At 68.3% G+C, this 25,133-nt stretch carries 24 protein-coding genes and 1 riboswitch; of the genes, 13 read left to right on the top strand and 11 right to left on the bottom strand.

All coding sequences use genetic code 11. The annotated features are described in order from the left end of the window. Positions 1 to 17: 17 nt before the first annotated feature. Together CBY09_RS14515 and CBY09_RS14520 are read left to right on the top strand one after the other, a co-directional pair. Positions 18 to 1,160 carry a GGDEF domain-containing protein gene (locus CBY09_RS14515; protein ID WP_094290318.1) on the top strand — a complete coding sequence of 381 codons (1,143 nt, stop codon included), beginning with the start codon at positions 18 to 20 and terminating at the stop codon, positions 1,158 to 1,160. Positions 1,161 to 1,401: 241 nt separating this feature from the next. Beyond that, a complete protein-coding gene (locus tag CBY09_RS14520) occupies positions 1,402 to 2,820 on the top strand; it encodes a GGDEF domain-containing protein (RefSeq protein ID WP_094290319.1) in 1,419 nt (472 codons plus the stop codon). 37 nt (positions 2,821 to 2,857) lie between these two features. Here CBY09_RS14520 and CBY09_RS14525 read toward each other — a convergent pair whose 3' ends face one another. The 5 genes from CBY09_RS14525 to CBY09_RS14545 all read right to left on the bottom strand — a co-directional run bounded on the left by CBY09_RS14525 (position 2,858) and on the right by CBY09_RS14545 (position 7,385). After that, the gene (locus CBY09_RS14525; protein WP_094290451.1) at positions 2,858 to 4,285 is read right to left on the bottom strand and encodes an FAD-binding oxidoreductase; all 1,428 of its coding nucleotides are present in this window, start codon (positions 4,283 to 4,285) and stop codon (positions 2,858 to 2,860) included. A gap of 7 nt (positions 4,286 to 4,292) precedes the next feature. Then, positions 4,293 to 5,348 (bottom strand): zinc ribbon domain-containing protein, encoded by a 1,056-nt coding sequence (locus CBY09_RS14530; RefSeq protein ID WP_094290320.1) that lies wholly within the window; start codon positions 5,346 to 5,348, stop codon positions 4,293 to 4,295. A gap of 77 nt (positions 5,349 to 5,425) precedes the next feature. After that, positions 5,426 to 6,280, bottom strand: coding sequence for a DUF2145 domain-containing protein (locus tag CBY09_RS14535; RefSeq protein WP_420807453.1), 855 nt, complete (start codon positions 6,278 to 6,280; stop codon positions 5,426 to 5,428). 11 nt (positions 6,281 to 6,291) lie between these two features. Beyond that, positions 6,292 to 6,777, bottom strand: a complete 486-nt coding sequence (locus CBY09_RS14540; RefSeq protein ID WP_094290321.1) for a hypothetical protein — start codon at positions 6,775 to 6,777, stop codon at positions 6,292 to 6,294. Between the two features lie 119 nt (positions 6,778 to 6,896). Then, positions 6,897 to 7,385 carry a YiaA/YiaB family inner membrane protein gene (locus tag CBY09_RS14545; protein WP_094290322.1) on the bottom strand — a complete coding sequence of 163 codons (489 nt, stop codon included), beginning with the start codon at positions 7,383 to 7,385 and terminating at the stop codon, positions 6,897 to 6,899. A 293-nt stretch (positions 7,386 to 7,678) separates the two neighbouring features. Here CBY09_RS14545 and CBY09_RS14550 point away from each other — a divergent pair, with 293 nt between their 5' ends. Together CBY09_RS14550 and CBY09_RS14555 are read left to right on the top strand one after the other, a co-directional pair. After that, complete coding sequence (locus CBY09_RS14550) at positions 7,679 to 8,860, top strand: saccharopine dehydrogenase family protein (protein WP_094290323.1); 1,182 nt, start codon at positions 7,679 to 7,681, stop codon at positions 8,858 to 8,860. A gap of 103 nt (positions 8,861 to 8,963) precedes the next feature. Then, positions 8,964 to 9,866 carry an EamA family transporter gene (locus tag CBY09_RS14555; protein ID WP_165773925.1) on the top strand — a complete coding sequence of 301 codons (903 nt, stop codon included), beginning with the start codon at positions 8,964 to 8,966 and terminating at the stop codon, positions 9,864 to 9,866. Between the two features lie 27 nt (positions 9,867 to 9,893). On the opposite strand, the gene CBY09_RS14560 is transcribed toward CBY09_RS14555, so the two are convergent. Beyond that, positions 9,894 to 10,409, bottom strand: a complete 516-nt coding sequence (locus CBY09_RS14560) for an Lrp/AsnC family transcriptional regulator (RefSeq protein WP_094290324.1) — start codon at positions 10,407 to 10,409, stop codon at positions 9,894 to 9,896. A 161-nt stretch (positions 10,410 to 10,570) separates the two neighbouring features. On the opposite strand from CBY09_RS14560, the gene CBY09_RS14565 reads away from it, so the two are divergent. Further along, complete coding sequence (locus CBY09_RS14565) at positions 10,571 to 11,587, top strand: 1-aminocyclopropane-1-carboxylate deaminase (protein WP_094290454.1); 1,017 nt, start codon at positions 10,571 to 10,573, stop codon at positions 11,585 to 11,587. A gap of 95 nt (positions 11,588 to 11,682) precedes the next feature. Here CBY09_RS14565 and CBY09_RS14570 read toward each other — a convergent pair whose 3' ends face one another. Together CBY09_RS14570 and CBY09_RS14575 are read right to left on the bottom strand one after the other, a co-directional pair. Continuing rightward, positions 11,683 to 13,623, bottom strand: coding sequence for an MFS transporter (locus CBY09_RS14570; protein ID WP_094290325.1), 1,941 nt, complete (start codon positions 13,621 to 13,623; stop codon positions 11,683 to 11,685). Between the two features lie 55 nt (positions 13,624 to 13,678). Beyond that, entirely contained in the window at positions 13,679 to 14,521 is an 843-nt protein-coding gene (locus CBY09_RS14575) for a hypothetical protein (RefSeq protein ID WP_094290326.1), read from the bottom strand. 152 nt (positions 14,522 to 14,673) lie between these two features. Here CBY09_RS14575 and CBY09_RS14580 point away from each other — a divergent pair, with 152 nt between their 5' ends. From CBY09_RS14580 to CBY09_RS14605, 6 genes are all read left to right on the top strand, one after another. Then, the gene (locus CBY09_RS14580) at positions 14,674 to 15,405 is read left to right on the top strand and encodes a helix-turn-helix domain-containing protein (RefSeq protein WP_094290327.1); all 732 of its coding nucleotides are present in this window, start codon (positions 14,674 to 14,676) and stop codon (positions 15,403 to 15,405) included. Positions 15,406 to 15,585: 180 nt separating this feature from the next. Next, positions 15,586 to 16,428 (top strand): TetR/AcrR family transcriptional regulator, encoded by an 843-nt coding sequence (locus CBY09_RS14585; protein ID WP_094290328.1) that lies wholly within the window; start codon positions 15,586 to 15,588, stop codon positions 16,426 to 16,428. Then, positions 16,425 to 17,000, top strand: coding sequence for a DUF2867 domain-containing protein (locus tag CBY09_RS14590; RefSeq protein WP_094290329.1), 576 nt, complete (start codon positions 16,425 to 16,427; stop codon positions 16,998 to 17,000). Before CBY09_RS14585 ends, CBY09_RS14590 begins: the two co-directional genes overlap by 4 nt. Continuing rightward, entirely contained in the window at positions 16,987 to 18,327 is a 1,341-nt protein-coding gene (locus CBY09_RS14595) for an ABC1 kinase family protein (protein WP_094290330.1), read from the top strand. Before CBY09_RS14590 ends, CBY09_RS14595 begins: the two co-directional genes overlap by 14 nt. Positions 18,328 to 18,370: 43 nt before the next feature. Further along, positions 18,371 to 18,751: a hypothetical protein gene (locus CBY09_RS14600; protein WP_094290331.1), complete on the top strand. Its 381-nt coding sequence runs from the start codon at positions 18,371 to 18,373 to the stop codon at positions 18,749 to 18,751. A 159-nt stretch (positions 18,752 to 18,910) separates the two neighbouring features. Beyond that, positions 18,911 to 19,366 (top strand): YXWGXW repeat-containing protein, encoded by a 456-nt coding sequence (locus tag CBY09_RS14605; protein WP_094290455.1) that lies wholly within the window; start codon positions 18,911 to 18,913, stop codon positions 19,364 to 19,366. Positions 19,367 to 19,420: 54 nt separating this feature from the next. Here the strand turns inward: CBY09_RS14605 and CBY09_RS14610 are convergent, their stop codons facing one another. Further along, positions 19,421 to 20,206 (bottom strand): 2-keto-4-pentenoate hydratase, encoded by a 786-nt coding sequence (locus tag CBY09_RS14610; RefSeq protein WP_094290332.1) that lies wholly within the window; start codon positions 20,204 to 20,206, stop codon positions 19,421 to 19,423. A gap of 223 nt (positions 20,207 to 20,429) precedes the next feature. After that, positions 20,430 to 20,541: riboswitch (glycine riboswitch) on the top strand. A gap of 91 nt (positions 20,542 to 20,632) precedes the next feature. Here CBY09_RS14610 and CBY09_RS14615 point away from each other — a divergent pair. Further along, positions 20,633 to 21,952, top strand: a complete 1,320-nt coding sequence (locus CBY09_RS14615; protein WP_094290333.1) for a D-amino acid dehydrogenase — start codon at positions 20,633 to 20,635, stop codon at positions 21,950 to 21,952. 56 nt (positions 21,953 to 22,008) lie between these two features. Here the strand turns inward: CBY09_RS14615 and sorU are convergent, their stop codons facing one another. Together sorU and sorT are read right to left on the bottom strand one after the other, a co-directional pair. Beyond that, the gene (sorU, locus tag CBY09_RS14620; protein ID WP_094290334.1) at positions 22,009 to 22,317 is read right to left on the bottom strand and encodes a SorU family sulfite dehydrogenase c-type cytochrome subunit; all 309 of its coding nucleotides are present in this window, start codon (positions 22,315 to 22,317) and stop codon (positions 22,009 to 22,011) included. A 137-nt stretch (positions 22,318 to 22,454) separates the two neighbouring features. Then, a complete protein-coding gene (gene sorT / locus CBY09_RS14625) occupies positions 22,455 to 23,669 on the bottom strand; it encodes a SorT family sulfite dehydrogenase catalytic subunit (RefSeq protein WP_094290335.1) in 1,215 nt (404 codons plus the stop codon). Between the two features lie 241 nt (positions 23,670 to 23,910). Here sorT and CBY09_RS14630 point away from each other — a divergent pair, with 241 nt between their 5' ends. Then, the gene (locus tag CBY09_RS14630) at positions 23,911 to 25,098 is read left to right on the top strand and encodes a rhodanese-like domain-containing protein (protein ID WP_094290336.1); all 1,188 of its coding nucleotides are present in this window, start codon (positions 23,911 to 23,913) and stop codon (positions 25,096 to 25,098) included. The last annotated feature ends 35 nt before the right edge of the window (positions 25,099 to 25,133 follow it).

The raw sequence follows: 25,133 nt of genomic DNA on the forward strand, positions 1-25,133 counted from the left end.
CACCGCCACGCAGCGCCATGGGTTTACAGCTTGACCTCCCCACCGTCCTCCTGCTCTACAAGACCGCCCTGGTGGCAGGGGCGCTGAGCATTTTTCACGTCAGCCGCCATTCGTGCCGCCCCCGGGGGTTCAGGCCCCTGGCGGCGGCCTATCTGCTGCTGGCCATTGGCGCCGAGCTGGCGGGCCAGGGCGAGTACCAGATGCTGCCCCTGTGGCTGTGGACACACACCAGCCTGCTGCTGGGCACGCTGGGCTATGCACTCTTCTGGGCCGGTGTGCGGGCTTTGAGCGGGCGCCGGCGGATCCCGCTGCCGGTGCTGGCCGCCGTCCCCGGCGGCTGGCTGGCGCTGGGCATCAGCACGCAGTTTCCGCTCGACAACCTGCTGCGCGCAGGCGCATTCCACCTGACTGCGGCCGTGGCCCTGCTCGCATCCGCCCATGAGGTATGGCGCGACCGCCACACCGAGCCGCTGCCCTCGCGGGGGCTGCTGGCCGGGCTGTTGCTGGCCAGCGCGGGCATCTTTGCGCTGCAGCTGTTCCTGATTGCCACGCAGGCCACCAGCCCGCTGGGGTTTGCCCGCGCGTTCTATGCGCTGATGTTCTGCCACTTCGGGGTGGCGCTTGTGGTGTCATCCCTGTCCAACGAGCGCGCCGAGGTGCGGCTGCAGAAGGTGGCGCAGACCGACACGCTCACCGGCATCGGCAATCGCCGCTGGGCCATGTCCATGCTGCCCGCGCAGTTGCCGGTGGGCAGCGCCATTGCGCAGCTCGACCTGGACCACTTCAAGCACATCAACGACCACTTCGGCCATGCGGCGGGCGACCGCGTGCTGCAGGCGGCGGCCGAGGCGCTGGGCAACCAGTTGCGCGGGTCGGACCTGCTGGCCCGCTGGGGCGGCGAAGAGTTCCTGGTCTACCTGCCAGACGCCCCCACCGAGCACGCCACCGCCGTGGCCCAGCGCCTGTGCTCCGCCGTGGCGCAGATCGAGCTGTCAGAGCGGGGCGAGAGGATCCCCGTCACCGTGAGCATCGGCCTGGCCTGCGTGACCCGCAGCGGCGGCCCCTGGGCCGACTGGCTGGGCGCGGCCGACCAGGCGCTGTACGACGCCAAACGCGCAGGCCGCAACCGGGTGGTGGTGGCGCCAGAGCGCCGCGCCTGAACCCGGCTGCAGCCGTGCGCCGGGCTGCGATTGATCTAATTTTGATAGCAACACAACCAATACCATCGGGCGCAAGCGGCCGAAAAATCGCCACAAACACACGACAAAACCACAAGGCAAGGCCCGCAGGCTGTTGGCAATTGTCAACAAATGTTTCAACATACCAAGGCGCCCAGCAGCCCGCCCACCGGCTGCGGAGACAATCCACCACCGCTCAGCGCCCGCCCCTCCCCCTGCCACCATGCTCCGCACCCTTGCTCCCTCCCGGCCCATAGCGCCCGCGCTGGCCTGGCTGGCCCTGGGGCTGCTGATTTTTGGCGCCTGCCTGGTGGGCATCTTTGCGCGGCCCATCGGGTTCCTGTCAGCGTTCTGGCCCGCCAATGCGCTGCTGCTGGGCCTGCTGGTGCGCTACCCCCACCTGGCCCGGCCACCCGCCTGGGCGGCGGCGGCGGTGGGCTACGTGGCCGCCGACCTGGTGACCGGCAGCGCCTGGGGCATGGCCCTGTGGCTCAATGCTGCCAACCTGCTGGGCGCCACGGCGGGCTGGCTGGTGCTGCGGGGGCTGGACGAACGCATCCGGCGCCTGCAGCGCACGGTGTCGGCGCTGTACCTGCTGCTGGCAGCGCTGGTGGCCAGCACCGTGGGGGCACTGGCGGGCTGCGGCGCCGCGCCGGTGTATTTCAACGCGCCCTGGACGGACCTGCTCTCCCTGTGGTTCAGCACCGAGCTGATGAACTACATGCTCATCGTGCCCGTGGTGCTGGCCGCACCGCGCGCCGACGACCCTCCCCAAGCCACGCAGGGCGGCCTGCAGGGCATGTCGCTGCTCTGGCGCGCGGCGCCCATCAGCTCGCTGCTGCTGGCCGAAGGCATCCGCACCGTGATCGGCGGGCCGGGCATGCTGGCCTTTGTGGTGCCGGGGCTGCTCTGGTGCGCGCTCAGCTACAGCGCCTTCACCGCCAGCCTCTTGTCGCTGGTGGTGTGCCTGTGGACCATGGCGGGCGTGGCCACGGGTGTGCTCAACTTCACGCCCGCCCATGCGGGCGATGTGTTCTCGCTGCGCGTGGGCGTCACCCTGCTGGCGCTGGGGCCGCTGGCCGTGGCCTGCGCCAGCGCTGCGCGCGCCGAGGCCCTGCGCCGCCTGGACCACGCGGTGCGCCACGACGACCTGACCGGCGTGCTCGCGCGCCGTGCGCTGCTCAAGCAGGGCGCGCGCCTGCTGGCCAGCCACCAGCACGAGTCCGCCGGGGCGGCGGTGCTGATGCTGGACGTGGACCATTTCAAGCAGGTGAACGACCAGCACGGGCATGGCGCGGGCGACCAGTTGCTCATCGGCATTGCCCAGGCCATGGCGCGCGAGCTGCGCCCGCAAGACCTGCTGGGCCGCCTGGGCGGCGAGGAGTTTGCGGCAGTGCTGCCCGAGGTGTCGCCCGCCGAAGCCCACGCCATGGCCGAGCGCCTGCGCAGCGCGGTGGAGCAGCAGCCTTTTGCCACCGCCCCCGGCGGCCAGGGCCCCACCCAGCGCGCCACGGTGAGCATTGGCCTGGTGCACAGCGCCACCATGGGCGGCAACGCCGACATGGACACGCTGCTGCTGGCCGCCGACGCCGCGCTCTACCGCGCCAAGGCCGAGGGGCGCAACCGGGTGGCGCTGGCCTGAACGCCTGCATCGCCACCCACAACCACCGTCCGCCGCCCTAAAGGTACTGCGCCCAGAGCATGTTGCGCATACGCCCCTGTGGGTCCCACACCGCCTTGGTGGCGCGAAACCGGTCGGCCTGCGGGTAGGCCGCTGCAAACTGCGCCGGTGTGGCATGGCGCTGGTACGGCAGGTAGTAGGTGCCGCCGTGCTGCAGGGCCAGGTCGATCAGCGCACGCGTCCACAGGCCCACGCCCTCCTGCGCCTCGGCGCTGGTGCCCTGCTTGAAATACAGCACCCACGAAAACACCTCCTCACGCGCCCAGGCCATCACGGCATCCGGGTCGGGCGGCGCGTGGCGCACCGAGATGTTGAGCACCTGCGCCCCATGCTGCTGCAGGATGCGGGCCAGGCCCCGCGTGAAGGCCGCGAAGCGGGCCACCGGCACAAAATACTCCTGCAGCACATAGGTGGACTGCGCGCGGCTGGCGGGCTCCAGCGAGGCGGCGTCCAGGCTGGCCTCGCGGTTGCGCCACACCACCGGCTGGCCGCGCAGCAGCGCCGGGCGCACCACCTTGTGCTGCAGCTGGTCACCACCCGGCAGCTCGGTCAGGGCCCAGATCACGGTTCTGTCCAGGTCATAGCGCTGGCCACGCGGCACCAAGCGTTCGGGCACCGTCACGGGCTTGTCGGTGGTCGCCCAGGTCACGGCGGTGGCGCGGTCGAAGTGCGGGGGCAGCAGGTCGGCGTTGTGCATCACGGCGCGGGCGTTGGCGCGCACCTTGGCGGCGAAGAAGCCGGGGTAGTCGTCCAGCGCCACCTGGGCCACGCTGCGCTCCATCGCGGTGTTGGGGTCCAGGTCCAGCTCCACCTCGGTGATCACACCCAGCCCGCCATAGCCGCCCAGGGCCGCGCGGAACAGGTCGGGGTGCTGCTGGCGGCTGGCTTCGCGCACCTCGCCGCTGGCCAGCACGATCTGCAGCGCCCGCACCGATGCGCCGATGGGGCCATGCCCCACGTAGCGCCCATGCACATTGACCGACACCGACCCGCCCACGGTGAAGTTCGAATAACTTTGCATGGTCCGCACCGCGAGGTCGTGCGGGTCCAGGTGGTCCTGCAGATCGCGCCAGCGCATGCCCGCCTGCACGCGCACCGTGCGGGCAGGGGCGTCCAGCCACACCAGGGCGTTCATGCGGCGCATGTCGATGTGCAGGCCACCCTCCACTCCAATCTGCCCGCCCATGCTGTAGCGCCCGCCCCCCACGGCCACGGCACCGGGCCAGTGCTGCACGGCCTGCACCACCTCCTGCACCTGGGTGGGCACCACCACCCGCGCCACCCGCACGGGGTACAGGCGGGTCACGTTCTCGATGAGTGTGCCGGGGGCGCCGTGGGCGGACCAGGGCACAGCACCCAGCAGGCCTGCAGCGGCCAATGCGCCCAGCAGTTCACGGCGGCGCAGCCCCTGGGGCACGGTGCCCACCACCGCCTCAGTCTTCGCGCGCCAGCTTGACGCCGGCACCTGTGCCACAAGCGTGGCAAAACCGTGCGAACGCGCTCTTGCGGGTGCTGCAATGGCCGCAGTGGTCAAACAGGCCGATGCCGCAGTGCGGGCAGAAGTCGATCTTCTCGTTCTTCAAATCCACGGGCCGCTCGCAGCCCGGGCAGACGTTCTTCGCCAGGCGGGCCAGGGCCACGTCATAGCTCAGCTCCTTGCGGCGCTCCTGGTCGGGCAAGGCCTCGGCCAGCTTCTGGCGCTCCAGGTAGCGGTTGAGCGCCTGGATGGCATAGCGCCCCACCACGGCCGTCACCGCAATGCCCACCACGTAGCGCACGTAGCCGCCATAGCTGGGCAGGTAGGGCACCAGTTCGACGAAGAAGGCAAACAGCGCAAAGAAGATGAAGCCCCACACAAATGGCCAGTAGGTGCTTTTGCGCTGCTTGGCAAACAGCCAGCCCGCAATCGCCAGCAGCGGCAGCGTGAGCGCCAGCCGGTAGAGGAACACGCGCAGCTCGACCTTGCGGCGCTCGGCGTTGAGCTTGACGTAGCCATCGGACTCCATGCGGCTCAGCTGCTCCTGCCGGGCGGCGGCGGCCTGGCGGGCATCGAGCGCTGCCTGCTGCTGGGCCTCGACCGCCTGCTGGGTCTTGCGTTCGGCGAGCTTGAGCACGTCCAGCGCCTGGGTGCGCGCCAGCACCTCAGGATCCTGGTCAGCGCGCTGCGTGGCACTGCGCGTGGACAGCCAGTTGTTGAAGCTGTCCCTCTCGGCCTGCACCTCGCTGCGCACCTTGCTGCGCTGCAGCTGGGCCTGCTCCAGCGCGGTCTGCGCGTCCTGCTCGGCCTGGCGCGCGGCCTTGACCTCGGCGCGCAGCTTGTCGGCAGCGGTTTTGTCGAGGAAGTCATCCACCCGCAGCGGGGTTTCGACCTTGGGCAGATCGCCCACGATGGTGCCGCCCAGGCCGATGAGAAAGCTGGCAAACACCAGCGCCACCAGCCACAGGCCCCGGCGGAACCATTTTTCGGACAAACGCAGTGATTTGCTCATGGCAACTGCTCTCCTCAAATACTACTGATTTGATAGCCAAAACCGCTTACCAGGCAGGCGCAGACGCCGGTTTTTACTCAGTTTTTCTGCACCAGCACCACCGCAGGCGCTGCCAGCTGGGTGCGCTGCAGCCAGGCCAGCACCGAGTCCACAGTGACGGTCTCGATGCGGTCCGAGAAGCGCTTCTCGCCCGGATGGTCGTCAAATGCAATGTTGGCCGACCCGACCCGCCCGCCCATGCGCGTGAGCGGCCCGAGCTTGAGCGCCGTGGGCTCATAGCCCTTGAACTGCAGCCAGGCCTGTGCCTGGTCGCGCGCACGCACGGTGGTGGGCTCCATGGCCATCGCCAGTGTCTCCAGCGCCCACTGGTTGGACTGCTGGTACTTGCGGCCCCAGGCATAGCTGACCATGCTGTAGGGCTGGTGCTGCAGCGCCTTGGTGCGGCCCTTGTCCTGCAGCACGGCCAGCAGGCGCTGCTGCACCTCGGGCGTGGGCACGGCGTACACGGCCTCGTAGCGCCACAGGTCGTCCAGGAAGAACTCGCCCAGGCCCTGGCGGTACAGATAGCCCACCGCCGTGCCACATTCGTTGAGCTTGTGCGCCACGCGCCAAGGGCCTTCGGCCGTCTTGTAGGCCCAGCCCATGTGCGAGTAGCGCAGGCCATATTTGGAGAGGTCCTGCCCCGCACGGGCCAGCGCCACCACCTGCGCGCCCGACCTGGCATGCTCGGCATCGAGCGCGGCCGAGGTCTGCTCGGCCAGCTTCATGCCACGCTCGATCACCTGCGGGGGCACGGGCTTGCGGGATTCGCACGAGCGGCCCGCATGGGCCGGGGTGGCGGCCAGCAGCGCGACCCCAGCGAGGAACACCATGCCCACCACGGCAGGGATGCGCTGCGCTGGACTGCGGCCAAAGGTCAAGGTTTTCACCATCGTGCCACTCCTCAAAGACGTTCGTTGTGCAGCAACGCACGGCCGATGGCGTTGGGCACAAAGGCAATCGCCTCGCCCGCTGCCGACAGGATCACACCCGTGCCGATCACGCTGCAGGTGACCACCGTGCCCACAGCGTAGGCCGAGCCCGCCACGCCACGGCCGACCACTTCCACGCTCACCTGGGCGCCGTCCGAGGCGCGCTCCAGCAGGTACACCGTGCCCACGGCCGAGGCCTCCAGCGCCCGCACCGTCAGCACCGCGCCGCCCACCGACAGCGCCGCCGGCACTGTCACCACCGCACCGGCGGCGGCCGAAGCCACCGACGCCGTGCCCACCACCGAGGCCACCGGCAGCATCGACAGCGCGGCAGAAGCCTCGCTCTGGGCCCGGGCCGGAGCGGCCACCACCAGCGTCGCACACACCACACCGGCCACCAGCAGGGCGCGGGACAGTCGGGCGGCGCCCCACGAAGAAAACACCGTGTTCATCATCATTCACTCCTCAAAATGCGGCCCCACCACGCACCCAGGATGCGGGAGAAACCGGGTCGAAAACCAGAAAGAAAATTTGCCGGTACAGGCAGCGATGCGCCGCCTGCGTACATCCGATGCGATCAGTTCGCGCTGTTGCCGTTGGCGGCTGCCTGGGCCGCTTCTCGGCGGCCCTGCAGACGGGCTTCCATCAGGTCCGCCTCGTGGCGGTCGCGCAGCATCTTGGCCAGCGTGAAGGCAGTGGTGATCAGGTAGAGCCAGCTCACGCCCAGAAACGCCTTGTAGGTCACGTTGATGTCCATGCTCAGCAGGCCCCAGCCCGTGAGGCCCATGGCCACCGCAAAGCCACCCCACACCACCAGCTTCCACAGGGGGGTGTCGCCACCGCCCCGGCGCGAAGCGCCTGCGTTGTCCCGCACAAACTTGGCCAGCACAAACGCGGCCGAGAGGCAGAACACATACCCCATCACCATGAACGCCTGCTCCAGCTGTTCGCCGGGCAGCCATGCCAGGCCCACGGCGCACAGAAAAACCGCGATGCCAAACGAGACCCACACCTGCAGCTGCCAGGCCTTGGTGTCACGCTGAACAACGATGGGAGAAGAAGACATTGCTGTGGTGCCCCGGGGGGGCGTTGGTTGAACACGGGGCGAATGGTGCCCAGACGTAACTTGCGTGTCTGCATTGAACCGTAACAGTGGCTACCCGCAGCCTGACCGGTATCGTTTAGCGGTACTTTTTCTCAGTTTGGCCGCAAAAATCCGTTGTTTACGCCCTACGGATGAGCAACCCCGCACCTGCGCGACACGGGCCGCCGCCCCTGCCCAAGACAATGGCAGCACCCTGCGTGGCAGCCCTGAATGCCATGCGCGCCTGCTTGTTTTGATGGACGGAGACCCACCCCATGACCAAACCCTTTGACCTCGTCGTGCACGGCGCCACCGGCTTCACCGGCCGCCTGGTGATCGAATACCTGCTGCAACGCTACCCCGCAGGCAGTGGCCTGCGCTGGGCCATGGGCGGGCGCAATGCCGACAAGCTGGCCGCCGTGCGTGATGAAGTGGGCGCGCCGGCCGACACCCCGCTGGTCGTGACCGACACCAGCAACCCCGCCAGCCTGCAGGCACTGATGGACACCACGCGCCTGGTGCTGACCACCGTGGGCCCGTACCAGTTGTATGGCAACGAACTCGTGGCCGCCTGCGCGAAGGCCGGTGTGGACTATGTGGACCTGTGTGGCGAGCCCGCCTGGATGCGCCAGATGATCGACGCGCACGAAGCCACCGCCAAGGCCAGTGGCGCACGCATCGTGTTCTCGTGCGGGTTCGACTCCATTCCGTTCGACCTGGGCGTGTTCCTGCTGCAAAAGGAGTTTGCCCAGCGCTTCGGCCACCCCGCCCCGCGCGTGCGCGGCCGGGTGCGCAAGATGAAGGGCACCTTCTCTGGGGGCACGGCCGCCAGCCTCAAGGCCACCATGGCCGCAGCCGCCACCAACCCCGCAGTGCTGGATTTGCTGAAGAACCCGTTCTCTCTCACGCCCGGGTTTGAAGGGCCGCGCCAGCCCACCGGCCACAAGCCCATGGTGGACGAGGCGCTCGGCGATGGCGTCTGGGTGGCGCCGTTCGTGATGGCCGCCATCAACACGCGCAATGTGCACCGCTCCAACTTCCTGCTGCGGCACGCCTACGGCACCGACTTTGTCTACGACGAAATGCTCATCACCGGCCCCGGCGAAAAGGGCGAGGCCATCGCCAACGCGGTGGCGGGCGACAAGTCGCTGGGCTCGGACAAAGGTCCCAAGCCCGGCGAAGGCCCATCGCGCGAAGAGCGTGAGAACGGCTTTTACGACGTACTGTTCCTGGGCACCGACGCCGCAGGCAACACCCTGCGCGTGGGCGTGAAGGGCGACCGCGACCCGGGCTATGGCTCCACATCCAAGATGATCACCGAGGCCGCCGTATGCCTGCTGCAGGATGCCACGGCGACACCGGGTGGCATCTGGACCACGGCGCCTGCGCTGGGTGACAAGCTGATCGCGCGGCTGCAGGCCAACGCGGGGCTGGGCTTCGCGGTCGAATCGGCATAACGCCCCAGACGCCGCCGGTTTGTCTTTTTTTGCATCAGGGCGGTCCTGAAACGCACGGCTGCCCGCCCTGCAGTCCCGCAAAATGCAGGGCATGAACACCGCCCTGCGCCCCCGCGACCTTACCCTGGCCCTGCTCGTCATCGTGGTCTGGGGCCTCAACTTCGCCGTCATCAAAGTCGGAGTGGCCGATGTGCCGCCCATGCTGCTGGGTGCTCTGCGCTACCTGCTCGCGGCCTTCCCGGCGCTGCTGTTCGTCAAGCCGCCCAAGGTGCCGCTCCGGCTGTACCTGCTGTACGGCATGACCATGGCCGTGGGCCAGTTTGCGCTGCTGTTCACGGCCATCCACATCGGCATGCCTTCGGGCCTTGCCTCGCTGGTGCTGCAAGCGCAGTCGTTTTTCACGCTGCTGCTGGCCGCTTGGTGGCTGCGCGAGAAATGGCAGGGCAACCAGGTGGCAGGCCTGGCGTTGGCGGGTGTGGGGCTGGTGTTGATCGGCAGCGCGCATGGCGCCTCGATGCCGCTGGCGGGTTTTGCGCTGACCGTGGCGGCCGCTGCGCTGTGGGGCTGCGGCAATATCGTCACGCGCGCCGTGGGGCGCTATGGGCCGATGAACCAGTTTGCCTTCATCGTCTGGTCCAGCGTGGTGGCTCCGCTGCCGTTTGTGGCCCTGGCGCTGGTGATGGACGGCCCCGGCGCCGTGCTGGCAGCGGTGCAGCACCTGTCGCTCACATCGATGGCTGCCGTGGCCTACATCGCCTGGATCTCCACGTTGCTGGGCTTTGGCCTGTGGACCTCTCTCATGTCGCGCTACCCCGTGAACCGCGTGGCGCCCTTCACGCTGCTGGTGCCGGTGGTGGGGCTGACCACGGGCTGGGTGGTGTTTGGCGAGCAGCTGCTGCCCGTGCACTTTGCGGGCGCCGGGCTCTTGATGGCAGGGCTGGTGGTCAACGTGTTTGGCGGCCCGGCCTGGGCGGCCGTGATGGGGCGGCTGCGCGGGGCGCAGTAAGACCGGCTCAAGAAAAGTGGCATTGCGCTACACCGCCAGCGGCAGCTCGGTGGTCGAAAGGACATTGCGCAACACCATGAACGAGCGCACCTGCCGCACCCCCGGCAGGTAGAGCAACTGCTCGGCATGCAGACGGTTGAAGCTGTCGTTGTCGCGCGTGCGCACCAGCATGAAGTAGTCGAACTCACCGGTGACCACATGGCATTCCATGCAGCCGGACACCTTGGCCGCCGCCTTTTCAAACTCGGCAAATGAATCGGGCGTGGAGCGGTCCAGCACCACGCCAATCATCACCAGCATGCCCGCGCCCACGGCCTGGGGGTTGAGCAACGCCACCACCTTGTCGATGAGCCCCAGGCGCCTGAGGCGTTCCACGCGGCGCAGGCAGGCAGGGGGGCTCAGGTGCACCTTCTCGGCCAGTGCCACATTGGACAGCGACGCGTCGCGCTGCAACTGGCGCAGGATGGCTTTGTCGGTGCGGTCCAGCTCGGCCGAGACATCGGCCTGCGGCACATTCTTGGGACAAACTTTTGTTGTGCACATTTTGTGTTTCAAGAAATATTGATCGCCATCATTTTGGTCTATAAACAAATATCTCCGAAATTTGACCAAACTTTGCAACCACGAGATGCGCGTGTTTTTCTACGATGAAGGCACTGCAAGCCCTGTGCTTGCACCCCTTCTTCATCGACCGGAACACCGCCATGAACCTGCAGAAATTTGCCTGCCACCCACTGACCTTTGGTCCCTCCCCCATCACGCCCCTCAACCGCCTGTCGGCCCACCTGGGCGGCAAGGTGCACCTGTATGCCAAGCGCGAGGACTGCAACTCCGGCCTGGCCTTTGGCGGCAACAAGACGCGCAAGCTCGAATACCTGATCCCTGAAGCCATCGCGGGCGGCTACGACACGCTGGTGTCCATCGGCGGCATCCAGTCCAACCAGACGCGCCAGGTGGCCGCCGTGGCCGCGCACTTGGGGCTCAAGTGCGTGCTGGTGCAGGAGAACTGGGTCAACTACTCTGACGCCGTGTACGACCGCGTGGGCAACATCGAGATGAGCCGCATCATGGGCGCCGATGTGCGCCTGGACGCTGCGGGCTTCGACATCGGCATCCGCCCCAGCTGGGAGCAGGCCATGGAGGACGTGAAGAAGGCCGGTGGCAAGCCCTTCCCCATCCCCGCAGGCTGCTCCGAGCACCCGTACGGCGGCCTGGGCTTCGTAGGCTTTGCCGAAGAAGTGCGCCAGCAAGAGAAGGAGCTGGGCTTCCAGTTCGACTACATCGTCGTGTGCTCGGTCACGGGCAGCACGCAGGCGGGCATGGTGGTGGGCTTTGCGGCCGACGGCCGGGCGCGCAAGGTGATCGGCATCGACGCGTCGGCCAAGCCCGCGCAGACCCATGCGCAGATCCTGCGCATCGCCCAGAACACCGCCAAGCTCGTGGAGCTGGGCCAGGAACTCACCGCCGAGGACGTAGTGCTGGACACGCGCTACGGCGGCCCCGAGTACGGCCTGCCGAGCGAAGGCACGCTCGAAGCCATCCGCCTGTGCGCACGCCAGGAAGGCATGCTCACCGACCCGGTGTACGAAGGCAAGTCCATGCACGGCATGATCGACATGGTGCGCAACGGCGAATTCCCTGACGGCTCCCGCGTGCTGTACGCGCACCTGGGAGGGGTGCCGGCGCTCAACGCCTACAGCTTTCTTTTTCGCAACGGCTGATCACCCCCACACCACGGCGGGTGAAGAGCAGGAGCGCCTGGCTCGGCTGGCCGGGCTCTCGCTGATCTGAAACGCCCCGCACTGGGGCTGGCGTCTCAGGCCGTGAGCAGCTTCTGCACCCGCTCGCGCAGCAGCGTGGGCTGCACCTCGGTTGGGGCCACGGCAGAGCCCACATTCAGGCCCACCCGGCTGTAAAAGCCCCGGCGGAACGGTCGCACCATCGCGCCGCCTTGTTCAATGCGACTGAAGTAGGAGCCCCACAGGTTGGTCAGCGCCATGGGGATCACCGGGGCCTCGACCCCCTCGGCCTTCGCCCGCTCGATGATCTTCATGATGCCGCCCTTGAACTCCTGCAGCTGCCCGTCCTTGGTGATGCCGCCTTCGGGGAAGATGGCGAGCAGGTCGCCCTCGCGCAGCACCTGGGCGGCCCGGTCAAAGGCGGCTTCGTAGGTCTTCGGGTCTTCCTTGTAGGGCGCAATCGGGATCGCCTTGGCCAGGCGGAACAGCCAGCCCAGCACCGGCACGCGGAAGATGCGGTGGTCCATCACGAAGTAGATGGGGCGGGGGCTGGCCGCCATGAGCAGCACGGCATCGACAAAACTCACGTGGTTGCAGGCCAGGATGGCCGCGCCCGCCGAAGGCAGGTTCTCGTCGCCCTGCACCTTGAAGCGGTACACAAACCGCGACGACACCCAGGCGATGAAGCGCAGCAGGTACTCGGGCACCAGCATGAAGATGTAGAACGCCACCACCGCGTTGGCGATGCCGGTGAACAGGAAGATCTGCGGCACCGTGAAGCCCGCGCCCAGCAAGGCGCCCGCGATGAGCGAGCTGGCGATCATGAACAGCGCGTTAAGGATGTTGTTGGCCGCGATGATGCGCGCGCGGTGTGTGGGCTGGCTGCGCATCTGGATCAGTGCGTACATTGGCACGCTGTACAGGCCCGCAAACAGGCTGAGCAGCAGCAGGTCCATCATCACGCGCCAGTGGGCGCCCTGCGCCATGAAGGCGGCCAGGCCCATGATGTCAGACGGAGGCAGGCTGCGCGACGCAAAGTACAGGTCAATGGAAAACACGCTCATGCCGATGGCGCCCAGCGGCACCAGGCCGATCTCCACATGGCGGCGCGACAACACCTCGCACAGCAGCGAGCCGATGCCGATGCCAATCGAGAACACCACCAGCAGCAGGGACGCCACTTGCTCGTTGCCATGCAGCACGTTCTTGGCCAGGCTCGGGAACTGGCTCAGGAACACCGCGCCAAAGAACCACATCCAGCTGATGCCCAGCAGCGAGCGGAACACCACGATGTTGCCGTGCGCGAGCTTGAGGTTGCGCCAGGTTTCGGTGAAGGGGTTCCAGTTGATGGTGAGGCCCGGATCGGTGGCGGGCACCGAGGGGATGAAATGCGCCACCGCCCGCCCGGCCAGCGCCGCCAGCACGCAGGCCACCGCCACCGTGGTGTGGCCGATGCCGGGGATGGCCACCAGCAGGCCGCCCGCCACATTGCCCAGCAGGATGGCCACAAAGGTGCCCATCTCGACCATGCCGTTGCCCCCCGTAAGTTCGCGCTCGCTGAGCACCTGGGGCATGTAGGCGAACTTGACGGGGCCAAACAACGTGGAATGCACGCCCATGAGAAAGGTGCACAGCAGCAGCACAGGCACATTGTTCGCAATGAAGCCCACGGCCGCCACCAGCATGATGGCGATCTCCATGTTCTTCACGAAGCGGATCATCTTCGTCTTGTCGTATTTGTCGGTGAGCTGGCCCGAGGTGGCCGAGAACAGCAAGAACGGCAGGATAAACAGCGCACCGATCACCAGCCCGGCCATGGCGGGTGGCAGCCAGTCCACGCTGAGCTGGTAGGTCACCATCACGGTGAACGCAAACTTGAACAGGTTGTCGTTGGCCGCGCCGGAGAATTGTGTCCAGAAGAACGGGGCGAACCGCCGCTGGCGCAGCAGGGCAAACTGGTTCGGGTCCTCATGCGTGGACGCTGGCGCCAGGCTGGTGGACGGGGTTTCGGGGTGCATGCGTTTCTCCTCGTTTCCGATGGGTTGGCTTGTTGGAATTTTCCGCGCCCGCGCTTCACACCCGTGAACTGCGGGCGACACCCACGGCGTGGGCGCCATTCTGCACAAACAACGTGACCTGCGGCCCGCCCGGTGCCCGGCGCGGGTGCCACGCCGCGAGGGCCGTCAGCACGGGCCAGGCCGCGCCTGCGGCAAACAGGTGCTTGAGGCTGTGCCCCGACACCGCCTGGTAGGTAGCGTCAAACACAGCGTGGTCTGCCGCCTCGAACAGCTTGGCCACGGCATACAGGCCGATGACCGCGCCCAGGTGCATCGCCAGCGCGCCATCGCGCCGGGGCCTACACGCCAGGGCCAGCACCACCAGCATGCCGCCCAGCTGCACCACAGCCCAGGGCAGCAGGTTGCCGGTGTGCGCCCACCAGGCCACGGCCAGCGGCCCGGCCAGCAGCACCACACCGGCAGCGGCCCACCCGGCGCGCGCACTCACGCGGCCTGTGGCCGCCAGCCCCAGCAGGCCCGCAAACGGCAGCACCATGCCCAGCCGGTCCCACAGCAGGCCCGCGTCGTGCGGCTGCCCGTGGTACAGCATGGAGCCTGCTGCAGTGCACAGCAGTCCCGCAAAAAACAGCCCGGCCAGCCACCGCGACGCCACATCCACGCCCACCGCCCGGCGCAGCATCACCAGCCCCCACACACCCGCCAGGGCAAAGGGCAGATTGCTCAGCACATCAAGCGCGCAAGGGATGCCCAGCCACGCACGCTGGTCTGCAAACGCGTGCTGATGTTCGCTGGCGGGCAGCACCGGCCCCCAGACGGCCAGGGCGAACAAGGCAGCGGCGCCCAGTAACAGGCCAGTCTCGGCCCGGTTGAGAGGAGTTGCGGAAGAAAACAACGGCATGGCGGAATTCCTGCGGAGTTGGAATGCCGCGCAGTGTGGGCAGGCCATCGCGTCCGGGCCCGTCAAAAGTCGCACAAAGGGCTACCCACGCCACTTTGGGTATTGATAATTGATACCCAACACCCACCCATACCCGCCAACCGCCCCCAGCCATGAGCACCACCGCCGACCTCGTCACCGCCCTGAAAAAAGAACTCAAGACCGCGCAGATGACCTACGCCGACCTGGCCCAGGCGCTGGGCATGGCCGAGTCCAGCGTCAAGCGCATGCTGGCCAAGGGCGACATGCCGCTGTCACGCATCGACGCCATCTGTCGCGCGCTGGCGCTGGACTTTGCCGACCTGGCGCGGCGCGTGGCCGATGCGCAGCCGCTGCTCAAGGAACTGAGCCAGGAGCAGGAAAAAGCCGTGGTGGGCGACAAGAAGCTGCTGCTGATGGCGATCTGCGTGCTCAGCCAGTGGACGCTGGAGCAGGTCGTGGCCACCTATCGCCTCACCGAGGCCGAGGGCATCAAATACCTCGCGCAGCTCGACCGCATCGGCATCATCGAGCTGCGGCCGCTCAACCGCTACCGCCTCAAGCTGGCCAAGACCTTCCGCTGGCGCCCGCATGGCCCGGTGATGAACTACTTCCGCGAGCACGCGCTGCTCGACTACTTTGCGGGCGGCTTTGACGGCACGGGCGAAGGCGTGCTGCTGGTGCACGGCAACATCAGCCGCAGCCTGGCCCCGGCTTTCATGGAGCGCATGCAGCGCGTAGCCCAGGACTTTGCCCAGCAGCACCTGGCCGACCAGAAGCTGCCCGAACGCGAGCGCGAGGGCTACACCCTGCTGCTGGCCATGCGCAGCTGGGAGTTCGAGGCGTTCTCCAGCATGCGCAGATAGCCAGATGCTCACTTATTGATAGCATAACCCGCTTTACCACCGCGCGGAGAAGGCCAAAAAAGGCAAGAAAAGGAGCCCACAGACTGTCTAAAGAAGCCACAGCGCTCCACAAGACTTGACGCCACAAAGAGAAAAAACTATTCTTTAAATAACAAATTTTGTTAATTTAAAGATAGTCAAATGAAAACTACCCGCCAGCAACAAGACGCCACGCGCCGCCAGATCGTGGCCAGCGCGGTGGATCTCATGACCCGCCAGGGCTTTGATGGCACGACGATGAAGGACATCGCGCGCGCCGCAGGCATTGGCGATGCGACCATCTACAAATACTTCCCCACCAAGGACCGCATCGTGGTCGGCTACCTGGACGACACCGTCCAGCAGGCGCTGGCCGACACACTGCAGACCCCGGGGTTTGACGGCTACGGCCTGCAGGAAAAGCTGCAGCGCCTGACCGACGCGGTGCTGGAGCGCCTGCTGGCCGACCGCGAGTTCGTGGCCCAGGTGCGCGGCCTGGCGCGGCGCTCGCCGCTGTCGATGCTGGCCGAGCCCCTGGCGGCGCGCCAGGGCCTGCGCGATGCGGTGAGCAGTTTTCTGGAAGCCGCCGAGGCCAGCGGCGAGATCGAGCCCTGCGACTTCAAGGGCCTGGCGGGCAGCCTCTACACCGACTACCTTGCGGGCGTGGTGAGCTACTGGCTGGCCGACACCTCCGACGAGTTCGCCGACACCACGCAGCTGGTGGACCTGTCGCTGGGTGTGCTGGTGCAGGCGCTGCGTGTGGGCCTGGTCAACCGCGTGGCGCAGCTGGGCGGCTTTGTGCTGCGCAGCCAGATGGCGCGCATGGCCCAGCACGGCAGCGGCCTGCTGGGCATGCTGCAACTGGCGCGGCAGACGCTGGGCAGCGCCCCAACCGCACGCAGCCCCGAGCCCCCGGCGCCGCCCCCACGCCGCGCCAAACGTGCACCCAGCGCCCCGACCGCAACGAAGCCCGCCACGCCCCGCAAGAAGAAGAGCGCCCCATGACCTCGCCCACCGCCCCCGCCGCCCCCACCACCGCGCGCGCCACCCAGGTGCCACCCGGCACGGCCATCCACGCCACCCTGCCCGGGGCCGATTTTTTTGATGCCTACGAGGTGGCCGACCGGCACCCCGCGCGCTCGGCCCTGCAGTCGTGGCTGGACGTGGCGGCCCGCACCCCGGCATGGACGCGCGCCCTCATGTTCGTGCGCAACAAGGCCGTGCGCCTGGTGGGCCTGAAGGACCTGGGTCAGTTGGACGACGGCTACCCGCCCGCCAGCGGCCGCCCTCTGCGCGACGCGCGCAGCTACCGCGTGGGCGACCGCGTGGGCATCTTCCGCATCCGGCACCTGAGCGACACCGAGGTGGTGATGGGCCAGGACGACAAGCACCTGGACGTGCAGGTGTCCATCTGCAAACAGCCCGCCACCCCCGGCGCTGCGCCCCGGGTGGTGCTGAGCACGGTGGTGCACATCCACAACACACTGGGCCATGCCTACATGGCGGTGATCACGCCCATCCACCGCGTCATTGCACGCGGCACGGCGCAGCGCCTGGCAGACCATGGCCAAAGCTAAAGCGGAGGCCCCGCGCACCGGCAAGCTGGCGCGCAGCGCCATCACCGGGCTGGCAGCGGCACGCATCGGCATGGCCGAGCTTTCGCACCGCACACGCAAGCGCTCGGCCCAGGCGCAGGCCGAGCACGAGGCCGCGCTGGGCCGCATCCTGTTTGGCGCGCTGGGGCAGTTGCGGGGCTCGGCGCTCAAGGTGTCGCAGTTGCTCAGCATGCACCCGCAGCTGCTGCCCGAGGGCGTGCGGCGCGAGCTGGCCCGCGCCCACCACCAGGCTCCGCCGCTCAACCGCGCGCTGGTCGGCCGCGTGTTCCGCCAGGCGTTCGGGCAAGAGCCCGAGGCGCTGTTCGAGCACTTCGAGCCCACCGCATTTGCCGCAGCCAGCCTGGGCCAGGTGCACCGCGCACAGCTGGCGGGCCACGGCACGGTGGCCGTGAAGGTGCAGTACCCCGGCATCGCCGCCACCATTGCCAGCGACATGCAGCTCATGCGCGCCGCGCTGCGCGCGCTGGCCTACACCGACCTGCCCCTGCCCACCGACACGGTGATGGACAGCGTGATGACCGAGATCGAGGCCACGCTGCTGCGCGAGGTGGACTACCTGCAGGAGGCCGAACAGCTGCAGTGGTTTGCCCAGCACGCCGCGCGGCCGGGGGTGATGATGGCGCAACCCATCCTCTCGCACACCCGCGCCCAAGTGCTCACACAGCAGTTTGTGCCCGGCCAGCCGCTGCAGGCCTGGCTGGCCACCCAGCCCACGCAGGCGCAGCGCGACCAGGCCGGGCAGCACCTGTGGGACTGGTTCATGCACTGCATTTTTGTACTGGGCCGGGTGCATGCAGACCCCCACCCGGGCAACTTTGTGTTTGCGCCTGATGGCACGGTGGGCGTGCTGGACTTTGGCTGCACACGCAGCCTGTCCGCAGGGTTTCGCGCGCAGGTCCGGCAGGCCTGGTCCGCCCTGCTGCGGCCCGCAGACGACCCGCAGCGCCATGCACGGGTGCTGCAGGCCTACCAGGCCCTGGGCCTGGCCGGGGCCGACATGAGCCTGCCCACCTACCGCACCGACCTGGCCCCCGTGCTGGCCGAGATGCAGGCCTGGCAGATCGAGCCTTTCACAGAGGCCGTGTTCGACTTTGGCACCAAAACCCCACCGCCGCTGACGCCCCCCGCCGACCAGCGCATGCTGGGCCGCCACCTGCAACAGGTGCCCAGCGAAATGCCCGCGTTCGAGCGCATGTGGATGGGCCTGATGCACCTGCTCACGCAACTGGGCGCGCGGGTGCACACCCGAAGGGCGCACTGGCTCGCCCCCGCCGGCGCCAACCCCTGACCGCCCCTTCACGAACAAACCAGACACCGGGAGGAGAAGAAACATGAATACATCGCTGGTCCTTGCCGCCGTGGGCCTGGCCCTGGTGGGCGCCGTCCATTCCGTGCTCGGAGAAATCCTCGTGTTCCGCTCGCTGCGCCTGCGCGGCGTGGTGCCCACCGGCGGCCAGCCCGTGCTGCGCGAGCAGCATGTGCGCATCCTCTGGGGCAGCTGGCACCTGGTGACGGTGCTGGGCTGGGCCTTCAGCGCCCTGCTGTGGCGCCTGGGGACGGTGCCTGTGGACGCGGGCCTGGGCGCCTGGGTAGCCGATGTGGCGGCGGGCGCCACGCTGGCCTGCGGGCTGCTGGTGTTTTTTGCCACCGAGGGGCGGCACCCCGCCTGGGTGGCGCTGATGCTGCTGGCGGTGGTGATCTGGTGGCGCTGAGCCCCAGCGCGAGCGTGACAAAAATCACACGCCTCCCAGGTGCCGCCGCCCCAGGAAACACAACTTCACAAGACTTCGCAATCCAACTACACCGGCTTGACGCAGGGCCCGCAGCATGAAGGCTCCGGTTCCGACAGGGACCATTTTGAGGAGTTCACCATGGCCCGCAATGCACTCGCCGCTGTATCCATCGCCCTGCTGACGCTGGCTGCCGCCACGGCAGCGCACGCGCAGCACACCAGCGCCACCGTTGTCATCGGTGCGGACGCACCCCGCTACCACGGCCCTGCGCCGGTGGTGGTGCAGTACCAGGCGCCCCCGCCTCCCCGCTACGAAGCCGTGCCGCATCCGCGCCGGGGCATGGTCTGGGTGCCCGGCCACTGGGAGTGGCGCGGCCACCGCCATGTCTGGCAACACGGCCACTGGGTGAAGGCCCGCCCGGGCTACCACTACCGCGAACCGCGCTGGGTGGAACATGGCGGCCGCTGGAACATGCAGCCCGGCGGCTGGGACCGCGACGGTGACGGTGTGCCCAACCGGCACGACCGGGACCGCGATGGCGATGGCGTGTCCAACCGCTATGACCGCAGCCCCGACAACCCGTACCGCCGCTGACGGGCAGGCACCGGGCACACGCCGGGCCGAGGGCTGCGCGGACCGGCAGGCAGGTCAGTCGAACACCAGCTCCGCCCGGCCCAGACCCGGGAAATCCGCCACCACCCGCGTGCCCGGCGCCACCAGCACGGTGCCGGTGCACGAGCCCGTCGTCACCCACTGGCCCGCGCGCAGCCCACCCAGGCTGTGCGCGCCTTCGTTGGCCAGCCAGGCAAGCAGCCGCAGCGGGTCGCCCGCCGGGTTGCCCCAGGTGGCGTGCTGCACGGCCACCGATTCGTTCACCCACAGGTCCACTCCCTGCGCCAGCGGCTGCACTGCCGCCACATCGGCCGTCCCGGTGCCCACCACCAGCGCGCCATGGCAGGCCTGATCGGCCAGGCGGCACCATTCGTCCTGCCGGGCCCAGGCGGCAAAACGCGTGTCGCACACCTCGATGGCAGCACGCACCGACACCAGGGCCGCGCGCACCTCAGCAGGGCTGTAGGGCGTTTCGCGCGGAGGCAGGTCGGCGCCCAGTTCGTAGACCAGTTCCGCCTCCACCCCGAGCACCGCAAAACCGGCAGCGGGCAGGTGCACCGCAGCGTGCGCGGCCTGCGCCACCCACACCGAATCGCGCGTGAGCGCCGCGCGCGCAGGCAATGCCTCGGGCGATGCAGCGCCCACCTTCCAGCCAGCGACCTCGCCACGCTCGCGCACCACGGCGTCCTGCACGGCATAGGCCTGGGCCGCGTTCTGCGGGCGCAAGCCAGCAGGAAGGTCCAGCGGGCGGGGCCTGCGCCCCTGGCGGGCCATGGTGAGCACGGCGGCGCTGGTCTGTGGGTCAAAGGCGGTATCGGGCATGGGCGGGTCCAGGGGCAGGGAGATCGGCAAATTATGGCCACCAGCCACCGGGGCCCAAGGCTCCAGCATCAGCAACGATTGCGCCCCATTAGCGCCCAGAAGGCGTTTTCTATACGCCGGTCGCTCCTAGAATGGCCCCCGCAGGAGAGCGCAGTGGCACCGCCCGCTGTGCACCGAAGGCGCAAACTCCCATACACGCTCAGGTTCCGTACTGCACCATTTTTCAAAGCCGTCTGGAGAGCCGCTTCGCGCAACGCGAAGCGCACCGAAGGAGCAAGCCGCAGCCCGGGTGGGTGGCGGTGAATCTCTCAGGTACCAAGGACAGGGGGAGCGGCAGCCTGGCGGACATGCGCCAGCTGCTTGCTATTAATTTAGTAGCTGCAACCGCATACCCATCAGGCGCGAACCCCTTAGAAGGCTTCAAAAATGCGCGTGATCGTTCTCGGCGCCGGCTTGCTCGGCGTGACTTCGGCTTATTTCCTCTCGCAACTGGGTCACGAAGTGACCGTCATCGACCGCCAGGGCACGCCCGGCGCCGAGACCAGCTTTGCCAACGGCGGCCAGATCTCGGTGAGCCACGCCGAGCCCTGGGCCAACCCCAGTGCGCCGCTCAAGGTGCTGCAGTGGCTGGGCAAGGAAGATGCGCCTCTGCTGTTCCGCCTGCGCGCCGACATGCGGCAGTGGCTGTGGGGCCTGTCCTTCTTGCGCAACTGCACACCCGCGCGCACGCGCCACAACATCGAGCAGATCGTGCGCCTGGGCACCTACAGCCGCGACACGCTGCAGCAGCTGCGCGCGGCCACCGGCATCCAGTACGACCAGCGCACGCAGGGCATCCTGCACTTCTATACCAACCAAAAGGAATTCGACGGCGCGCTGGCCCCGGCCGAGCAGATGCGCGCGTTGGGCTGTGAGCGCCAGGTGATCAGCGCCGACGAGGCCGTGCGCATCGAGCCCGCGCTGGCCCATATCCGCCCGCAGCTGGCAGGCGCCACCTACACGGCCGAGGACGAATCCGGCGACGCCAACCAGTTCACGTGCGAGCTGGCCAAGCTGTGCGAGGCGGCGGGCGTGCAGTTCCGCATGGGCCACCACATCACCGCACTGCGCGAGGTGGGCGGCCGCATCGACCATGTGGAAGTGACCAATGCCGAAGGCCGCTTCGAACGCGTGCGCGGCGACGCGTTTGTGCTGGCCATGGGCTCGTTCAGCCCGCTGCTGGCGCAACCGCTGGGCATCCAGTTGCCCATCTACCCGGCCAAGGGCTACTCGGTGACCATGCCGGTGAAGGATGCAGCCAAGGCCCACCAGGTGAGCCTGACGGACGACGAGTTCAAGCTCGTGTTCTCGCGCTACACCAGCGAACGGGGTGGTGATCGCCTGCGCATTGCGGGCACCGCCGAGCTGAACGGCTACGACCGCCACCTGAACCAGGTGCGTTGCGAGGCCATCGTGCGGCGCGTGGAGCAGCTCTTCCCCGGCGCGGGCGACACCACCCAGGCGCAGTTCTGGAGCGGCCTGCGCCCCGCCACGCCCAGCAACGTGCCGCTGATCGGCAAGACCAAAGTGGGCAACCTGTTCCTCAACACCGGCCACGGCACGCTGGGCTGGACGCATGCCTGCGGCTCGGGCAAGGCCCTGGCCGACATCGTGAGCGGCCGTGTGCCCGAGGTGGACTTTGCGTTCCAGGGTTTGCAGGGGCGCGCAGCTGGGGCGGCGCTGGTGCCATCGCGCACGGCGGCCTGAAGCAGCGCGCGGTTGCAGCGAGGCAAGGCTGCTGCAACCGCTGCGAAAGTCTGCGCCTACTTGGCGGCGCCTGTGGCGTGCGCCACAAACTGCGCCACGGCCAGCATGTCCTTCTCGCTCATGCGCTCGGCATACGAAGGCATCACGCCGATACCCGCCTTGAGCGCGCGCAACACGCGGCCAGCGTCAGGTTTCAGCTCATCCAGCACCGGGCCCACCTGGCCCTCGGCACCGGCGGCCTGCAGCGTATGGCACACCGCGCAGGCGGGCTGGATCTTGGTGAACAGCTCCTTGCCGCGCGCCAGTTCGGCCGGGTCGGCAGCCCAGCTGGCGCCCGCCCACAGTAACGCCAGCCCTACCAGCAAACTGCCTTGCGGCACCCGATACCGTCCGATAGCGGCGCGCACCCACGCCAGTGCCACCGTGGAACTGGCTCTGCCAGGCCACGGGTGGCGCCCCCCCACCGGGGGGAAGGCGCAAAGCGCCTCAGGGGGGAGCGAGGTCATGCCACGGTCACGGTGACGGCGTGGTCACGCCAGCTGGCGTTGTTGTAGCCGCCCAGGTTTTCCTCGCGCTGCTCGGCCTGCACATTGCCTGCCGTGTCGGTGGCGCGGCTAGCCAGCACATGGGTGCCCGCCTCCAGGCGCACGGGCAGCGCAAACTGCCGCCACGCGAACGGGCCCAGGTCCGGGCCGATGAGCTTGGCCGCCTGCCAGGTCTTGCCGCCATCGACCGACACCTCCACACCCTTGATGCCGCGCGTGCCGCCAAAGGCCACGCCATGCACCTGCACCTGGCCGGGCTTGAGCGCGCCCTTGTCGGCCAAGGGGCCGTTGATCCACGACTTCACGCCCATCTCCCACACCGAGGGCTGGTCGGGGCTGGCCTTGCTGCCGGGCGGCGACATGCGGTAGCCGTGCGACATGATGCGCGCCTGCGACTGCGCGGCGGTGAAGGCCACGCGCTTGACGTACTTGATGTTGTTCACGCCCTGGTAGCCGGGCACCACCAGGCGCAATGGCCCACCGTGCGCCAGCGACAGCGGCTCGCCATTCATCTCCCAGGCCAGCAGCGCGTCATCGAGCGCCTTCACGGGCACCGAGCGCTCCACCAGCACGGTGAGCGGATCCACGCCCTCGGGCAGCTTCTCGCCGCCCGTGCCGGTCAGGTAGGCCGCGCCGTCGGCCAGCCCACCCAGGGCCGCCACCACATTGCGCAGCGGCACGCCGCTCCAGACCACGCAACCTGCAGCACCCACCTGCCAGGGCGTGCCGCTCGGTTTGCTGGGGAAGAAGCCCCGGCCGTTGCCCGAGCACTGCAGCACGGTGGCCACGGTTTCCACGCCCAGGGTGCGGAGTTCGGCCAGCGTCAGGCTGCGCGGGTTTTTCACTCCTTCGATGGACACGCTCCAGGCATCGCGGTTGTCCAGGATGGCCGCGTCGGGGGCAGGCAGGTTGTTGCGCACATAGAGCTGGTTCGACGGCGTGATGACGCTGGTGCCAAACGCGGAACGGCGCGTCTCCAGCGTGCTGGTGCTGTGCACGATCAGGGCTTCGGGCGTCTTCCAGCCTGCATAGGCGGGCAGCGGCTTGGCGGCCGGGGCAGCGGCCGCCTGGGCCCGGGCGTTGCCCGTCCACCCGGCCAAGCCCAGCGCACCCAGGGCGGCGGCGCTTCCGGCCAGCAGGTGGCGGCGCGGCAAGGTCGTGGAATGTGTCATGGGAAGGTCTCCAAATGGGGGGGAATGGGCAGGCAGGGTGGTCCCGGCCCGGCGACAGCCCCCTTTTGTCCGATGGGAGGCAGCCCGCATTCTGTCGGGCCGCTCCGGCCCGCTGCACGCAACATTGCGTTAACAGAAGTAACAGATACAAAACACCCGAAACATCTGCACGCATGTCAGGCGGTGTGGGCATATTCGCCGCTTCCGAGAGAGAGACCGAAAGCAGAAAGGGCGACACACCATGAACATCCCCCCAAGACCCTCAGCACGCCGCGCCACCACCCGGCTGGCCGTGCTGCTGTGCTGGAGCCTCGGCTGCAGCGCGGCGCTGGCCCAGCTCACTGCCATGGTGGCGGTGGAGCCCACCGCGCGCAAGGCCGCCCATTCCATCCTGCGCACGGCGGCGGAGTCGGGCCTGGCCAAGGCCTCGGGCCAGCCCGTGGCCCTGGCCACCAGCGACGACCTGGCCGACGTGATGCGCGCCACCCGCAGCGCGGGCTACGACATCTTCATCGGCCCGGCGCAGGTGGCGGCCTCGGCCCTGCAGCGGGGCTACGAGCTGGTGGGCGCCACGCACAAGTCCGACAAGTATCTGCTGGTGGGGCTGGTGCAGATCGACGCCGTGCCCGCCATGAAGGGCCGCCGCCTCTACCTGCCGCAGCAGGACTCGATCTACACCTACATGGCGCGCGGCATGCTCAACGAGGCCGGGCTGTCGTTCCAGGACCTGCGCGCCGTGCAGTATGAAAAGTTTCCCCAGGCCGGGCTCACGGCCCTGACCCTGGGCTCCACCGACGCCACCGTGGTGCGCGAGGACGACTGGGCCGAGTGGGCGGCCGCGCACCCCGGCACTGCGCGTGTGCTGGCCACGTCGCAGCCCGTGCCCGGGGGGTTCTCGGTGGTCGTCAAGAAGGACCTGCCCGCCGATGCGCGCAACCGGCTGGCCCAGTGGTTTGGCGCCACGCCAGCGTCCACCGGCCTGCCGCCTGTCACCCTGCGCCCCGAAGCCACCGAATACCGCCGCGTGGCCGAGCTGGGCCTGTTCACCCCCACCAGCCTGCCGGGCGTGAGCCGCATCACCGCCCGCGAGGCCCAGACCCTGCTGGCGCAGGGCGCCACGCTGGTGGACACACGCACCGAGAAGGAATTCAAGGCCAAGCGCATCCGGGGTGCGGTGTTTGCGGCCTATGTGGAGAAAAGCCTCAAGGACGTGGCCTTCAATGCGGCGCAGGATGACTTCCAGGCGCTGGACAAGTTGCCGGGCCTGGACAAGGCCAAGCCGGTGATCTTTGCCTGCAATGGCGCCGAATGCTGGAAGTCCTACAAGGCAGCCAAGGTGGCGGCCGCCAAGGGCTACAAGTCGGTGTACTGGCTGCGCGGCGGCCTGCCCGAATGGGATGCCATCGGCCTGCCCACCGAGGGCGGTTGAGCGCTCCGCAGTGGAACCACCGGGGCTTTTGCCCC

This window comes from Acidovorax kalamii, from assembly GCF_002245625.1.
Classification (GTDB): domain Bacteria; phylum Pseudomonadota; class Gammaproteobacteria; order Burkholderiales; family Burkholderiaceae_C; genus Acidovorax; species Acidovorax kalamii.